The sequence below is a fragment of the Pseudomonas hefeiensis genome, from assembly GCF_030687835.1.
GTDB classification, from domain to species: domain Bacteria; phylum Pseudomonadota; class Gammaproteobacteria; order Pseudomonadales; family Pseudomonadaceae; genus Aquipseudomonas; species Aquipseudomonas hefeiensis.
The window spans coordinates 1,646,465-1,661,295 of record NZ_CP117449.1; the positions used below are offsets into that span (position 1 = coordinate 1,646,465).

The window sequence follows — 14,831 nt, forward strand, 5'->3', positions numbered from 1 at the left end:
CGAGGTGTCGCAGGTGGGGAAAAATGCTCAGATTATTTGATGTTCTTTCGGGCCTCTTCGCGAGCAAGCCCGCTCCCACATTGGATCTCCAGTGGGCACAAGATTTGTGTTCACCACAGGTCCCATGTGGGAGCGGGCTTGCTCGCGAATGCGGTCTTACTGAGCCAGCGCGATATCCACCAACCGATACAACTCCTCAACCGCCAGCGGCGCGGTGGCAAAGAGAATGCGAAACACCGTGGGTGCGACCACCACATTAATCAGTCGCTCGACCCCCGGGTTTGGCTCGTCGGGATAGCGATCCAGGATGGTCTGCAACTGGCCGCTGATGATGCCCACACAATAGCCCGGCGTGGCGCAGGCCTGGATGTCGCGCATCATGTTGCGCCCGGGTTCGGAGCTCATTTCGTCCAGGTATTGTTCGGCCCAGGCGCGAAGATCCCCGCGCAGGCTGCCGGTATCGAGCGGTTCGCTGTCCGGGCGCATGCGGGCGATTGCAACGTCGCCCAGCAATGCCGGCAGGTCGCCCCAGCGCCGGTAAATGGTGGACGGCGTTACGCCTGCGCGGGCCGCGATTTGCGGCACGGTCAGAGTGGCACGGTCCTGCTCCTGGAGCAGGCTGCGAACCGCCGAATGAATCGACTCTTGTACCCGGGCGCTTCTGCCGCCGGGGCGTAAACCTTCTTTAATAGCCATGGATCGGACCTTAACACAAAGAATTTGCTTTAAGCGCGCGTCGATAGCACACTCCACAAAAGCGAAAAATTAGCTTTTGTGGATTGCCTTTGTGGAGTGTGCCCATGTCCCGTCCCGCTTCGACCCGTGCCAGCCTGATATTCCTGGCAATCACCCTGCTCGGTTTCCTCGCGGCGTCCAGCGCGCCAACCCCGCTGTATCACCTCTATCAGGAACAACTGCAATTTTCCCCTGGGATCCTGACGCTGATTTTCGGTGTATACGCGTTCAGTCTGTTAGCGGCCCTGTTGACCGTGGGTTCGCTGTCGGATTATCTGGGGCGCAAGCCGGTGATTTTCGTAGCGCTGTTGCTCAACATGCTGGCGATGCTGCTGTTTATCAACGCCGACAGTATCGCCTGGTTGATTGGTGCACGGTTGATTCAGGGCTTCGCCACAGGCATGGCCACCAGCGTGCTTGGCGCTGCCTTGCTGGACTTCGATCGTCGGCAAGGTCCGCTGATCACCAGCGTCGCGCCCTTGCTGGGCATGGCTTGTGGGGCGTTTGGCTGTGGCATGTTGGCCGAGTTCGCGCCGTTGCCCCTGCAACTGACGTACTGGATTCTGCTGGGGTTATTCCTGATCCAGGCCATTTACCTCTGGTTTCTGGCAGAGAGCGTCAGCCCGCAACCGGGTGCCTGGCAATCCTTGCGCCCGACCTTACATGTGCCGATCCAGGCACGGCGCGCCTTGTGGCTGATACTGCCGTTGAACCTGGTGGCCTGGGCGGTGGGCGGTTTTTACTTGTCACTGGCGCCTTCATTGGTTCGGGCCGCAACCGGAACCACCTCCAACTTGATTGGCGGCGCGCTGGTAGCGGTGCTGACGCTCACCGGAGCGTTGAGCATCTACGCGCTGCGCAACCAGGTGGCCGACAAAATGCTGCGCCTGGCCGCCAGTCTGTTGATGGTCGGTCTGGCGCTGGTATTGATCGCAGTGCATGGTGCCAGCTTGCCGTTGTTCTTAGTTGGCACGCTGGTCACCGGCAGCGGTTTCGGCGCAGGCTTTCTGGGGGCATTGCGCAGCATTATGCCGTTGGCCTTGCCCCATGAGCGGGCCGGGTTGATGTCGGCGTTTTATGTCCTCAGTTATTTGGCCTTCAGCCTGCCGTCGCTGCTGGCGGGGAGCCTGACCCGGGTGTTCGGGCTGATCCCGACCACCGATGGCTATGGCGCGGTATTGATTGTGCTGTCGATCGTTGCCTTGTTGGGGCTGTCACGGCAGGCGCGGCCCTCGCCTGGTTTGGGTTAACCTTGGCTTCTCAACTTTTTTCTTTGGCGCGATCTCTTTTGAAAATTATCCGCAGCAAATCCTTTACCGGCGACCGCGCCTGGGCGGCATTGGATATCGCCAACATGAACGGCATTACCACGCGCTTGCACTGGACCGACCAGCCCTACAAATGGCACATCAATGACGGTCAGGAAGTCTTCGTGGTCCTCGATGGGCAAGTGCAGATGAGTTATCGGGAAGAGGGGGTCGAGAAAGACGCCTTGCTGGGCGCGGGGGATATTTTTTACGCATCGGTGGGCACCGAACATGTGGCCAAGCCATTGGGGGAGGCGAGAGTTCTGGTGATTGAGACTGAGGGTAGCGTCTGATAAATATTAGTATAATCGATAATATATAGAGATATTACCCGTTATATAGATATTCGATTTGAATCTAGCATGGCGCTATCTCATCCGAGAGCAGGAGTTCGCCATGCCATGCTGTGCTGCAACAAACCGTTTGCGTCCACTCAGTCATTTACCCAGGCCATTGGAAGCCATTCGCCAGTTCACGCCTAACTGGTTTGCTGTCGTCATGGGCACCGGAGTATTGGCCCTGGCCTTGGCGCAATGGCCGGGAGATGTCCCAGGCTTGCGCGTCCTGGCCGAAGGGTTGTGGTTGTTCAGTATCCTGTTGTTTGTGTTGTTCACCGGGCTGTACACCGCCCGTTGGGTGTTGTTCTTCGACGAGGCCCGGCGGATTTTCGGTCATTCAACGGTTTCGATGTTTTTCGGCACCATTCCCATGGGGCTGGCGACCCTCATCAATGGCTTGTTGGTATTCGGTTTGCCGCGTTGGGGCGAGGGCGTAGTGCCGTTGGCTGAAACGTTGTGGTGGATCGACGTGGCGATGTCCCTGGCCTGCGGCGTGCTGATTCCGTTTTTGATGTTCACCCGCCAGGAACACCGGATCGACCAGATGACCGCCGTGTGGCTGTTGCCAGTGGTGGCGGCCGAAGTCGCCGCCGCCAGTGGCGGGTTGTTGGCACCGCACCTGGCAGACGTTCATTCGCAACTGGTCATGCTGGTCACCAGCTATATCCTCTGGGCATTTTCCCTACCCGTAGCGTTCAGCATTCTGACGATTCTGCTGCTGCGCATGGCCTTGCACAAACTACCCCACGAAAACATGGCCGCCTCGAGCTGGCTGGCCCTCGGCCCGATCGGTACTGGTGCCCTGGGCATGTTGTTGCTGGGAGGCGATGCGCCGCTGATTTTTGCCGCCAATGGCCTGCCGGGCTTGGGCGACGTCGCCGCCGGCTTGGGGCTGGTGGCCGGTATCACCCTGTGGGGGTTCGGGTTCTGGTGGATGCTGATGGCGCTGCTGATCACCGCACGGTATTTGCGCACAGGCATCCCGTTCAACCTCGGGTGGTGGGGCTTTACCTTCCCCTTGGGCGTGTATGCGCTGGCGACGCTGAAGCTGGCGAGCTTGCTGAGCCTGGGGTTTTTTACCGTGTTCGGTTGTGTGCTGGTGGCGATGCTGGCGGTGATGTGGCTGATTGTCGGCCGGCGCACGCTGCTCGGCGCCTGGCACGGCGAGCTGTTCGTGTCGCCGTGTATTGCGGGGCTGGCGAAATAATCGTTAAAGACAGGTAATGTGTGGCCTGGATCGAAAAACCTCATTCCAATAAGCGACCACGCCACTCAGGAACATGGAAGATGAGTCACCCCTCGCAGTTCACCTTGCTTCGCACACGGCGTTTCCTGCCGTTTTTCATCACGCAATCCCTTGGTGCGTTCAACGACAACGTGTTCAAGCAGTCGCTGATCCTGGCGATTCTCTATCGGTTGACCATCGAGGGTGACCGTTCGATCTGGGTCAACCTGTGTGCGCTGCTGTTTATCTTGCCGTTCTTCTTGTTCTCGGCGCTGGCGGGGCAGTTCGGGGAAAAATTCGCCAAGGATGCGTTGATTCGTCTGATCAAGCTCGGCGAAATCGCCATCATGACGGTGGGCGCGGTGGGTTTCCTCTTCGATCACTTGTGGTTGATGTTGGCGGCGCTGTTCGCCATGGGCACCCAGTCGGCGCTGTTCGGGCCGGTGAAATATTCGATCCTGCCGCAAGCGCTGCGTGAGGACGAACTGGTCGGCGGCAATGGCCTGGTAGAGATGGGCACGTTCCTGGCGATCCTCATCGGCACCATCGGCGCCGGGGTCATGATGTCCTCGGCGCATTACGCGCCAGTGGTGGCGACCTCGATTGTCGTTATCGCCGTGCTCGGTTACCTGGCGAGTCGCGGTATTCCGCGGGCAGCGGCGGCCTCGCCGCAGATGCGTTTGAACTGGAACATTTTCAGCCAGTCCTGGGCCACGCTTAAACTGGGTCTGGGACAAACCCCCGCGGTGTCCCGCTCCATTGTCGGCAACTCATGGTTCTGGTTTGTCGGGGCGATTTATCTGACACAGATCCCGGCCTACGCCAAGGATTGGATGCACGGTGATGAAACCGTGGTGACCTTGATCCTGACGGTGTTCTCGGTGGGGATCGCCCTGGGTTCGATGCTGTGCGAGAAGTTGTCCGGGCGTAAAGTCGAGATCGGCCTGGTGCCGTTCGGCTCGTTCGGCCTGACCGTGTTCGGGCTGCTGTTGTGGTGGCATTCCGGTGGAATTCCCGGCAGCGTCGATGGCTACGGCTGGCTCGAAGTGCTCGGTTTCGGCCACGCCTGGCTGGTGCTGATCGACATCCTCGGGCTCGGTGTCTTTGGTGGTTTCTACATCGTGCCGCTGTATGCACTGATTCAGTCGCGCACCGCCGAGAATGAGCGGGCGCGGGTCATCGCCGCCAATAACATTCTCAACGCGTTGTTCATGGTGGTTTCGGCGATTGTCTCCATTGTCCTGCTGGGCCTGCTTGAACTGTCGATTCCACAGCTGTTCCTGGTGGTGTCGCTGCTGAACATTGGCGTGAACACCTACATCTTCAAAATCGTCCCTGAATTCAGCATGCGTTTCATGATCTGGCTGCTGAGCCATTCCATGTACCGCGTGGAACATCGCAACCTGGATGCGATTCCCGATGAAGGCGCCGCGCTGCTGGTCTGCAACCACGTGTCCTTCGTTGACGCCTTACTGATTGGCGGCGCGGTGCGTCGGCCGATTCGTTTCGTGATGTACTACAAGATCTACAACCTGCCGGTGCTCAATTTCATCTTTCGCACCGCCGGGACGATTCCGATTGCCGGACGCCAGGAAGACATTCATATCTACGAAAACGCCTTCACGCGCATCGCTCAATACCTCCAGAACGGCGAGTTGGTGTGCATCTTCCCCGAAGGAAAATTGACGGCCGATGGTGAGATCAATGAGTTCAAGGGCGGGCTGACGCGCATTCTTCAGGAAACACCTGTGCCGGTGATTCCCCTGGCGTTGCAGGGGTTGTGGGGCAGTTTCTTCAGTCGCGACCCGAACAAGGGACTGTTTCGCCGGTTGTGGTCGCGGGTGACGTTGGTGGCGGGTCCGGCGGTCGCCGTTGAGGCAGCGGAGCCCGCGAAGTTGCAGGCATTAGTGGGGGATTTGCGCGGGGCTGTCCGGTAACGAGAGACACCTTGTGAAAGTAGACCTGTGGGAGCAAAGCTTGCTCCCACAGGTCTAGCCCCTGCAAGCCTCTATGTCTACAGATCCTGCTCCTGCAGGTGAACTCAGGCGCTGACCTTAAGTCCGATCAACCCGGCAATGATCAACGCCACACTGGCCAGCCGAATCAGCGCCATGGACTCACCAAACAGAATGATCCCGGCAATCACCGTGCCCACGGCACCGACACCGGTCCAAATTGCATAGGCCGTGCCCAAGGGCAGCTCCTTCATCGCAAGGCCCAGCAGGCCAAGGCTGATTGCCATGGCCGCAACGGTCAATACGGTAGGGAGCGGGCGACTGAAGCCGTCGGTGTACTTCAGGCCGACAGCCCAACCGACTTCGAACAGGCCGGCAAAAAACAGAATGATCCAGGACATCACACACCTCCATCGATGGATGGGGTCGTCCCCGGATTTAGATCGATCGAGTGGCGGGGTCGTCCCCGCGATGGGCATATAGATTGCCCATTATTGACCACTCGATCAAGTCTGCTTTTCAGTCCGCCGCTTGGCGGGCGAGCAGCTCACGGTCCTGTTTTTCGCTCATGCGCCGGAAATACGTCGAGAGCAGTGCCCCGGAAATATTGTGCCAGACGCTGAACAGCGCGCTGGGTACCGCCGCCAGCGGCGAGAAATGCGCACTGGCCAGGGCCGCGCCCAGACCGGAGTTTTGCATGCCCACCTCCAGTGACAAGGTCTTGCGCTGGGCCAGCGGTAACCCGAACAGGCGACCGGTGAAGTAACCCAGCAGGTAGCCGAAGCTGTTATGCAGCATCACGATTGCCATGATCAGCAGGCCGGACTCGGCGATCTTCGCCTGGCTGGCCGCCACTACCGCCGCAACAATGATCACGATGCTCACTACCGAGATCAGCGGCAGCACTTCGACCGCGTGACGAACCCGATCACCCAGCAGGCGTTGAGCAACGATGCCCAACACGATGGGCAGCAGTACGATCTGCAGGATCGACCAGAAAAGCGCCGAGAATGACACCGGTAACCAGGCGGAAGCCAGCAGCCAGATCAGCGCCGGGGTCAGCAAAGGCGCGAGCAGGGTGGTGATGGCCGAAAGCGACACGGCCAAAGCCAGGTCACCGCGGGCCAACCAGGTCATGACATTGGAGGATGTACCGCTCGGGCAGCAACCCACCAGAATCACCCCGACGGCAATCTCCGGTGGCAGGCTGAATGCCTGGCAAAGCAACCAGGCCACGCCGGGCATGATTACAAATTGTGCAATCACGCCCAGGACCACCCGCCCTGGATGACGGCCCACTTCGGCAAAGTCTTCCAGCTTGAGCGCCAGACCCATGCCGAACATCACCAGCCCCAGCAAGGGGACGATGGCGACTTTCAGATCGACGAACCACTGCGGCAGCAAGAATGCCAGCACGGCAAAAAACAGCACCCAGTAAGCGAAGGTATTGCCGACAAAACGACTCAATGCAGCCAGTGCGCGCATGACCTGATCCTTATTATTAAGTAGCACCACAAAAGCAATGTGGGAGCGAGCCTGCTCGCGATAGCGGAGTATCAGTCAACCTATCGGTAACTGTCACTCTGCTATCGCGAGCAGGCTCGCTCCCACAAGGGTAATCATTTGGCTGTTAGATCCCTTGAGGCATCTCTTCACCACCCAACGCCTCGACCAGCGCCGGCAGGAACTCGCCAAACGTCAACATCATCAGCGTGAAGCTGGCGTCCAGTTGGCCGAGGGCCTCGTCTCCGCCGTCCTGTTCCGCCTGGTCCTGCAACAAGTCTTCGAACTTCAGGCGCTTGACCACCATTTTGTCGTCGAGCACGAAAGACAGCTTGTCCTGCCAGGCCAGCGACAGTTGGGTCACCACTTTGCCGGTGTTCAAGTGCAGCTGGATTTCGTCGCTGGTCAGGTCCTGACGCTTGCAGCGCACGATGCCGCCATCTTCGTGAGTGTCGCGCAGCTCGCATTCATCCAGCACGAAGAAATCGTCGGCGGCTTTCTGGGTCTTGACCCAGTCGGTCATGATGGCGGTGGGTGCCGTCTTTACGGTCAGTGGGCGAACCGGCAGTGAGCCGAGGACTTCACGCAGGGTAGAGAGCAGGTCTTCGGCGCGTTTCGGGCTGGCGGAGTTGACCAGGATCAGCCCCTGTTTCGGTGCGATGGCGGCGAAGGTGGACGAGCGACGAATGAACGCGCGCGGCAGAAACGCCTGGATGATTTCATCCTTGAGCTGGTCCCGTTCCTTTTTATAGACCTTGCGCATTTGTTCGGCTTCGATCTCTTCGACCTTTTCCTTCAGGGCATCGCGTACGACGCTTCCTGGCAGGATGCGTTCTTCCTTGCGTGCGGCGATCAGCAGGAAGTCCTGGCTGATGTGCACCAGGGGTGCGTCTTCGCCTTTGCCGAACGGCGCGACGAAACCGTAAGTGGTCAACTCCTGGCTTGCACATGGACGCGCCAGTTTGCTGGCCAGTGCAGTTTCCAACGCCTCGGCATCAAAAGGCAGATCTTGGGTCAGGCGATAGATAAGCAGGTTTTTGAACCACATGGGGTGAGTCTCTCCTTTATACAAAGGGGGGCATTATTCTCTTCGCGGCGCCATAGGCCAACCCTTCGCTAAGCCTTTGGAAGGCCTGAAAAAATTAAAGTAAAAAGTGCTTGCCAGCTTTGAGGACGCTCCGTAGAATGCGCGCCACACCGAAAGCGAAGGGTGATTAGCTCAGCTGGGAGAGCGTCTGCCTTACAAGCAGAATGTCGGCGGTTCGATCCCGTCATCACCCACCATTCGCTCCATGTGTTACGCGCAGCGGTAGTTCAGTCGGTTAGAATACCGGCCTGTCACGCCGGGGGTCGCGGGTTCGAGTCCCGTCCGCTGCGCCATATTCGGTTATCTGGAACACTGAACGCCAGATCACCACAGAAAGCCCGCTAACGCGGGCTTTTTGCTGTTTGCAGTTCCTGCGGTGCGCTTTGATCACATTTTTTTGCTGAATAGCTAATTAAATCAGCACGTTAGGAAAATTTGTGAGAGAATGCGCCCCGCATCGAAAGTGAAGGGTGATTAGCTCAGCTGGGAGAGCGTCTGCCTTACAAGCAGAATGTCGGCGGTTCGATCCCGTCATCACCCACCAAGCTTTCAATGTTACGCGCAGCGGTAGTTCAGTCGGTTAGAATACCGGCCTGTCACGCCGGGGGTCGCGGGTTCGAGTCCCGTCCGCTGCGCCATCTTCGGCAACCTGGAACACTGAACGCCAGGTCGCCATCAAAAAGCCCGCTCAATGAGCGGGCTTTTTGCTGTCTGGTGTTTGCCGGTTATCTACTGTTCGGCATTACGACGATGACGGTAGTCGCTGACCGCTTCATACACGGCTTTGCGCAAACGGTTGATGCCGCCGATGGGGCGATGGGCCTCAATGCCAAACCATGGGTTGAAGGACTGGTTGTCACAGGCCAGGTTCAATTTGGGCGTATCGAAATCCTGGGCCGGGACTTTGATTCGCGCTACGGTCTCGAACGGAGCATCGCTCTCTCGCCATTCAATACTGGTGTCTTCGATCGGCATGTACTTGCTCGGGTCCTGGCGCTGGATCTGCAGGACAAAACACGCCGGCATCCGGTCTGTGGATAACTGTTGCGTCAGTGCGCTTCGCAAGAAATTCGGCAGTGCCTGGTTTTGTGCGGGCAGGGTGTAGCTAGGGCAGCTATCCGGGTCGGGTGCTACGCGAAACTTCGCGTTAGCCTCGCCAAATTTGTAGGGCGATACCGAAAAATACGTGGTCTGGGTCGGGCTGTCAGGGGCCGGGGCAAGTGTCTCCAGGGCGATGAACAGGTGGCGGATCTGCCAGCTCCGGGGGATCCAGGCTCGGAAAGAACGCCATCGCCTTTTTTCCATCGGCCTGGGCGGCCACATTCTGACGATATTCGGCGACATCGCTGACGAAGAAGTTCGGATGGTTGAACATCACAAAATCCTGTTCACCTTGCGACTGGCGGTCCCCCAGCAGTTGTTTGCCTGGCACGTCCAGCAGCTTGATCGCCATCCCTCGCGCATCGCGCAGGCTGTCGAACTGCGGGTAGGCGTTGCCGTTGGACAAGCGAATCGTCGCTTGCCAGACCTTTCCCGGCTCGGCAAATACACCCTGGCGCAACGGTGCTGGCAGATCGTCCGGTACCTGTACTTGAGCCATGACGCAGCCGTGGGCCTTGGCATGGGCATCGCGCAGGTAGCGCGTGCCTTCGCGGTGCTGATCGACGATGCGGATAGCGGTCTGGATGATGTCCTGGGTCATGGCCGCTTCGCCAGATGGAATCTGCTCTTTATCCGAGACCGGCCCGCTGTGTTGCCAGGCGAACCAGGCCGTGGCCAGCGCCCAGCCGAGCAGCCCGATGCCCAGCAGCCACAGGAGCGTCTTGCCCAAAAAGGCGCCGAGGCGCAGCCAGAGCGTAATTAGCATGGGTCAATCCTTTTGCCTGAGGGTTTCATCATCACAGTTGCGATTCCAGCGGCCCGCCCAGCACCTTGAGGTACTCCAGCAACGCCCAGCGTTCCTGTGGTTGCAGCAGGCGACCAATCACACCATTGCCCCGCTCACCTGCGCGAAACTCATGACCGCTGTTGTGGTTGCCGGTGATCCGGGTGTCGAACAAAAAGCCATTCGTGAAGGCTTCGGTGCGATAGCCCAGGTGCCGTGGGTCGTATTCGAAGCTGCCTTTATAGAAGGTGATCGCCCGTTCGTCCTGAGGGGACAGCAACTGATAGATCGTCGGCACTGAGCCGTTATGCAGGAAGGGCGGCGTGGCCCAAACGCCAGCCAGGGGGCGGGCTTTGTAGGCGCGCAGTTCGCGTACGCCGATGGGCAGGCCAAAACCATCCAGCGCCGGGCGCTCCACCGGTGTCACGCCAGCGTCACGGTAAGCCCGTTCTTCGACAAAAGCGGTAACGTAGGCCAAGCCTTTGGCGACCGACACCTGGCTCAAATCCAGCGGCGTCGTCGGGGTCGGATGCAGTTGTACGTCCAGTTTGGCCAGTTCGGCCGGATCCCATTGCAGGCTGGTCAGATCGAAGCGGTGGTCGGCAATGTTGTTAGCGGTACCCGGATCGGTGCCGATCACCTTCACCGGCAACATGTTCAGGTGCTGGACGGGCCTGTCGGGGCCTTGGACCACTTTAGGCACGTGACAGCCGGCACAGTTTTCGGCGAACAGCGCCCGGCCCTGTGCGGCCAACGGCAAATCGATAGGACCAAGCAGTTCCTGAGGCCACTGCGGGGCCTTGAGCAATTGCAGGGTCTCTTCAATCTTGTGCAGATCGCGCACGCGCACGCTGGAGGGGTATCGCGCATCACCTTGTAAGGGTTTGCCTTGGGCATCGAAGAAATTCAACGTAGCGCCGACCCCCAACGCTTCGCCGACGTTTCGGGCCATCGGTTGCTGGGCCGAACCGTTCCACTGCACCCAGTCGAATGTCCATATGTCCCACAACTGCGGGTAATCCACAGGCGCATTGGCGACCCGGTAATTCTTGTCGGAGATAGCATCGCCGAAGCTGGCATTGGCAATCCGTCCAAAGGCATCTGTACGGCCAGGTCCTTCCTCGGTGGGGTAGAGGCCGCGGTGAGTGTCGTTCCAGGCCACGCGCAGGAACGTATCCAGAGAAGCCTTGAATGATGTGCGCAATTGTTCATGGCCGGCGTCGTAGTCCTGCCCCAGGACCTGACGGGCGAAGCGCTCGAATTTCCAAGGGTTGTAGTAGGTCGAGGCCAGACTGGCGACCAACGCCTGTCCAAAACTGCCACCGCGCAATGTGGGAACACTGGAGGGCAGGACGTGCTGGGCCGAACCACCATCGATCCGTATCGCCTGGCCCTTGAAGCGCAACTCGCCGGTGTGACAGGCGGCGCAGGTGATATCCAGGAATTGATCGGTGCTGCCCGGATTCTGATGGCGTGTGAAACCTACGGGCAGGTTGCCAGGGTTATCTGGCGAAGCGTTCTGCGCCGGGTCCACCAGAAAGCCGAATCGGGCCAGGTATTCAGGCGAAGCGAAGCGCTGTTGCGAGAACGGCAATTCGAGGGCGGTGAACCAGTCATAACGCAAACCTTTGACCTGGGTACCCTGGGGAGTGAAATAGTACGTCTGGCGCTCGGCGGCGCTCCATTGATCCAGATAATGCACCTGTTCGACCGGTGTATAAGCCGGCAGGCGAGGGTTGGCAACGTAATAGAGCACCACGGCCACGGCGATGATGAGCAGCGCGAGGAGCAACAAGAGAAGGCGAGAGAGCAGGCGCACAGTAACGTCCTTGTTTTTTTGATATGCCCTTATGCCTCAGCGCCGCCTGGCCGGCAAGTGGCCATTACCCCTCGGGCTGTGGGAAGCGGCAATTTGTCCCTGTATGTAATAGATGACAGACGCTTCATCCGCCCAGGATTAAAAAGCGTTTACGCACGTGAACTTATCATCGCTTTGCTGCTCACATGCCGGTAGCCATTGGTCGTGGCCGCCTGATAAGCTCGCGGCTTTATTCGATTGCCCTTTTGGCGCATGAACAAGGAAATAGCATGAAACAGCATCGGTTGGCGGCGGCGGTGGCCCTGGTTGGCCTGGTACTCGCGGGTTGCGACTCGCAGACCAGCGTAGAGCTGAAAACCCCGGCGCAGAAAGCTTCCTACGGTATTGGCCTGAACATGGGCAAGAGCCTGGCTCAGGAAGGTATGGATGACCTGGACTCCAAAGCAGTTGCCCAGGGCATCGAAGATGCCGTCGGCAAGAAAGAACAGAAGCTGAAAGACGAAGAGCTGGTCGAAGCCTTTGCCGCACTGCAAAAACGTGCCGAAGAGCGTATGGCCAAGATGAGCGAAGAGTCGGCAGCCGCCGGCAAGAAATTCCTCGAGGAAAATGGCAAGAAGGAAGGTGTTACCACCACCGCTTCCGGCCTGCAGTACGAAGTGGTCAAGAAAGCCGACGGCCCGCAGCCTAAGCCGACCGACGTCGTGACTGTTCACTACACCGGCAAGCTGACCGACGGCAAAGTGTTCGACAGCTCCGTGGAGCGTGGCAGCCCGATCGATCTTCCGGTCAGCGGTGTGATTCCGGGTTGGGTCGAAGGCCTGCAACTGATGCATGTCGGCGAGAAGTACAAGTTGTACATCCCGAGCGAACTGGCCTACGGCGCCCAGAGCCCGAGCCCGGCGATCCCTGCCAACTCGGTTCTGGTGTTCGACCTGGAACTGCTGGCGATCAAGGACCCGGCAAAAGAAGAAGCAGCCCAGTAACTCAGGCTGTCTATAACAACGACGCCTCGCTTATGCGGGGCGTTGTTGTATCCGGGCGCTGGTAAACATCAAAAAACCGAACGCTCGGCGCGCACTACAGTCATAGGCAATACAGACGCTGTGCTAGACCCAGTCGGCCCGTCAAGTCAATGAAATGTTGGGTTTTTTTATGTGAGTAAAAAACGCCCGATCTGACTGGGGGCCTTATTTAACGGGGGCTTCAGCGCGGAAATGCAGCTCTGTTCACAAGGTTATCCACAATTTGTGTGGATAACATTTCAGTGGGAGAAAACATGAAGGCTCCGTGGAATTTTGCGCGTTTTCTGCCCTTGGCAGGACGACTGCTGGCCCGCGGTCGATTGCCGACGTTGTTGTTTGCCGTGGCCAGCAAAGGCGCCCGGGAGGGTGGTCGGTTAGGCAAGCTAAAGGAGGATCTGCGTTTGCTGCAGGCCCTGTGCCTGGCCTACTGGCGTGGCGAATATCGGGCCGTCAGTGCCAAGTCGCTGCTTTCGATCGTGGCCGGACTGATGTACTTCCTCAGCCCTCTGGACGCGATTCCGGATTTCCTGCCCATGTTCGGCATGTTTGACGATATCGCCGTACTGGCGTGGATCATGAAGACCCTCGACAGTGAACTCGAAGCCTTCCGCGCCTGGCGTTATCGGCAATCTCCCGAAAAGCTCGCTCAAGTCGAGCGACTGCCCGACACCCCGGAACAGCTCCAGCTCCAAGGGCAGAAAAAGCACTGATCTGGCCCCTGTTTCCCCTCTGAGATTGATCGCCCCGCGACCTTAGCCGCTATTAGGATTACACTTCCAAGGAAAAAGCTGACTCGCTAAGTGTTGTTGTCCTACGGGGTAGACATGGATATTCAAATAATCACACGCGACGGAGAGCCCGAATACGCGGTTTTGCCGTGGGATCAGTACCAGTCGTTATTAAAGGCAGCAGGCATCAATCAAGCCCCGCCGCACGAAGCCACAGTCCGTCATGCGGCGGCAGCCGACCAGGTTCTTCCAGGTCTGGATCAATTACGCAGTTTGCGCGAAGGGAAGGGCATCGCCATTGAAGCGTTGGCCCGCACAGTAGGTATTAGCCCGTCTTATCTGGCCATGATCGAAAGCGGAGAGCGTCAGCCCGATGCCGCGATTCGGCGCAGTCTGGCCTGGGAGTTGACGGTGCCGGGTTGGAGGGATCAATTGTGAGTGTTCGCATCAGTCGGCAGCATTGGGACGGGTTGTTGGGTGAACTGGATCAGGCGCGCCGCCAGCGCCATTTATTGACGTATCGGGCCTTGCTGGAGCGCTTGCAGCTTCCCAGCCCGGCCATGCAGACCTTGACCGCAGCGCTTGAACACTTGGCAGCGCTGGATGCCCGCGCTGAACAGCCGCTGCGAAGTTCGCTGGTCATCAGTCAAGGGGCAAGCCGGTTGCCGCGTACCGGCTTCTTCGAGTGCGTTGAACGTCTCGGGCGCTTTTCCGGGCCTTCCGATGGCGTGGCCGCCGCTTCCTGGCACGCCTCGGAAGTGGTTCGGGTATTCGAATACGAGTACCCCGAATCTGCGGAGGCTTGAGTGCTCTGGCGTATCAAGGCGCGGGCCGGTTATTGGCTGGCGCGTCGATTGTTTCATTGGGCCTGGTTCGTTCGCCAGCCCCGTGGCTGGTCCTGGCTGGAAGGCCAATTTGCCCGCATGGCGAACCTGGGGGATGTCGGTGCTCAAAGTTTCTATGGGCATATCCTGACGTTCCGCGGCCAGGGCCTGGGTGCCCGGGAAGAGGGCGTTCGCCTGCTGCGCCTGGCGGCGCTGGCGGGGGATGGCAAGGCTGCCTATCAAGTCGGTGTGATCAGCCTGACCGGTTCCGCCAGCAAGACGCCGGACCCGATAGAGGCGGCGCGCTGGTGGGGTTTGGCGGCGAAAGCCGGGCATCCGTTGGCTGAGATCAAGCTCAAGGCGCTCGAAGGTCACGACCAGTAGTTTTATCCACAGGCATTTT

At 58.9% G+C, this 14,831-nt stretch carries 14 protein-coding genes, 4 tRNA genes and 1 pseudogene; 13 read left to right on the forward strand and 6 right to left on the reverse strand.

Annotated elements, in window-relative coordinates; all coding sequences use genetic code 11:
• Positions 1 to 156: 156 nt before the first annotated feature.
• The gene (locus tag PSH57_RS07150) at positions 157 to 696 is read right to left on the reverse strand and encodes a TetR/AcrR family transcriptional regulator (protein WP_305388705.1); all 540 of its coding nucleotides are present in this window, start codon (positions 694 to 696) and stop codon (positions 157 to 159) included.
• A gap of 104 nt (positions 697 to 800) precedes the next feature.
• Here PSH57_RS07150 and PSH57_RS07155 point away from each other — a divergent pair, with 104 nt between their 5' ends.
• The 4 genes from PSH57_RS07155 to PSH57_RS07170 all read left to right on the forward strand — a co-directional run bounded on the left by PSH57_RS07155 (position 801) and on the right by PSH57_RS07170 (position 5,542).
• A complete protein-coding gene (locus PSH57_RS07155) occupies positions 801 to 1,985 on the forward strand; it encodes an MFS transporter (protein WP_305388706.1) in 1,185 nt (394 codons plus the stop codon).
• Positions 1,986 to 2,023: 38 nt separating this feature from the next.
• Positions 2,024 to 2,335, forward strand: coding sequence for a cupin domain-containing protein (locus PSH57_RS07160; RefSeq protein WP_256231118.1), 312 nt, complete (start codon positions 2,024 to 2,026; stop codon positions 2,333 to 2,335).
• 103 nt (positions 2,336 to 2,438) lie between these two features.
• Positions 2,439 to 3,587, forward strand: coding sequence for a TDT family transporter (locus PSH57_RS07165; protein WP_305444854.1), 1,149 nt, complete (start codon positions 2,439 to 2,441; stop codon positions 3,585 to 3,587).
• Between the two features lie 80 nt (positions 3,588 to 3,667).
• Complete coding sequence (locus PSH57_RS07170) at positions 3,668 to 5,542, forward strand: MFS transporter (RefSeq protein ID WP_305388709.1); 1,875 nt, start codon at positions 3,668 to 3,670, stop codon at positions 5,540 to 5,542.
• Between the two features lie 104 nt (positions 5,543 to 5,646).
• Here PSH57_RS07170 and sugE read toward each other — a convergent pair whose 3' ends face one another.
• From sugE to rdgC, 3 genes are all read right to left on the reverse strand, one after another.
• Entirely contained in the window at positions 5,647 to 5,961 is a 315-nt protein-coding gene (gene sugE, locus PSH57_RS07175) for a quaternary ammonium compound efflux SMR transporter SugE (protein ID WP_305388710.1), read from the reverse strand.
• Between the two features lie 118 nt (positions 5,962 to 6,079).
• A complete protein-coding gene (locus tag PSH57_RS07180) occupies positions 6,080 to 7,045 on the reverse strand; it encodes a bile acid:sodium symporter family protein (RefSeq protein WP_214915444.1) in 966 nt (321 codons plus the stop codon).
• A gap of 145 nt (positions 7,046 to 7,190) precedes the next feature.
• Positions 7,191 to 8,111 carry a recombination-associated protein RdgC gene (gene rdgC, locus PSH57_RS07185; protein WP_047228694.1) on the reverse strand — a complete coding sequence of 307 codons (921 nt, stop codon included), beginning with the start codon at positions 8,109 to 8,111 and terminating at the stop codon, positions 7,191 to 7,193.
• A 160-nt stretch (positions 8,112 to 8,271) separates the two neighbouring features.
• Here rdgC and PSH57_RS07190 point away from each other — a divergent pair.
• The 4 genes from PSH57_RS07190 to PSH57_RS07205 all read left to right on the forward strand — a co-directional run bounded on the left by PSH57_RS07190 (position 8,272) and on the right by PSH57_RS07205 (position 8,788).
• Positions 8,272 to 8,347: transfer RNA gene (locus tag PSH57_RS07190), tRNA-Val, on the forward strand.
• 19 nt (positions 8,348 to 8,366) lie between these two features.
• Positions 8,367 to 8,443: transfer RNA gene (locus PSH57_RS07195), tRNA-Asp, on the forward strand.
• A gap of 175 nt (positions 8,444 to 8,618) precedes the next feature.
• Positions 8,619 to 8,694: transfer RNA gene (locus PSH57_RS07200), tRNA-Val, on the forward strand.
• A 17-nt stretch (positions 8,695 to 8,711) separates the two neighbouring features.
• A tRNA-Asp gene (locus tag PSH57_RS07205) sits at positions 8,712 to 8,788 on the forward strand.
• A gap of 91 nt (positions 8,789 to 8,879) precedes the next feature.
• On the opposite strand, the pseudogene PSH57_RS07210 reads toward PSH57_RS07205, so the two are convergent.
• Positions 8,880 to 10,017 (reverse strand): annotated as a pseudogene (locus PSH57_RS07210) (catalase family protein).
• A gap of 31 nt (positions 10,018 to 10,048) precedes the next feature.
• Positions 10,049 to 11,854: a di-heme-cytochrome C peroxidase gene (locus PSH57_RS07215; RefSeq protein ID WP_305416449.1), complete on the reverse strand. Its 1,806-nt coding sequence runs from the start codon at positions 11,852 to 11,854 to the stop codon at positions 10,049 to 10,051.
• A 269-nt stretch (positions 11,855 to 12,123) separates the two neighbouring features.
• On the opposite strand from PSH57_RS07215, the gene PSH57_RS07220 reads away from it, so the two are divergent.
• From PSH57_RS07220 to PSH57_RS07240, 5 genes are all read left to right on the forward strand, one after another.
• Positions 12,124 to 12,837 (forward strand): BamJ family beta-barrel-assembly machinery protein, encoded by a 714-nt coding sequence (locus PSH57_RS07220; RefSeq protein WP_305388712.1) that lies wholly within the window; start codon positions 12,124 to 12,126, stop codon positions 12,835 to 12,837.
• Between the two features lie 293 nt (positions 12,838 to 13,130).
• Positions 13,131 to 13,586: a YkvA family protein gene (locus PSH57_RS07225; protein ID WP_076383782.1), complete on the forward strand. Its 456-nt coding sequence runs from the start codon at positions 13,131 to 13,133 to the stop codon at positions 13,584 to 13,586.
• Between the two features lie 114 nt (positions 13,587 to 13,700).
• Positions 13,701 to 14,042 (forward strand): helix-turn-helix domain-containing protein, encoded by a 342-nt coding sequence (locus tag PSH57_RS07230; protein WP_305388713.1) that lies wholly within the window; start codon positions 13,701 to 13,703, stop codon positions 14,040 to 14,042.
• Entirely contained in the window at positions 14,039 to 14,410 is a 372-nt protein-coding gene (locus PSH57_RS07235; protein WP_003179080.1) for a hypothetical protein, read from the forward strand. Before PSH57_RS07230 ends, PSH57_RS07235 begins: the two co-directional genes overlap by 4 nt.
• Positions 14,411 to 14,812 (forward strand): SEL1-like repeat protein, encoded by a 402-nt coding sequence (locus tag PSH57_RS07240; RefSeq protein WP_305388714.1) that lies wholly within the window; start codon positions 14,411 to 14,413, stop codon positions 14,810 to 14,812.
• Positions 14,813 to 14,831 lie beyond the last annotated feature (19 nt).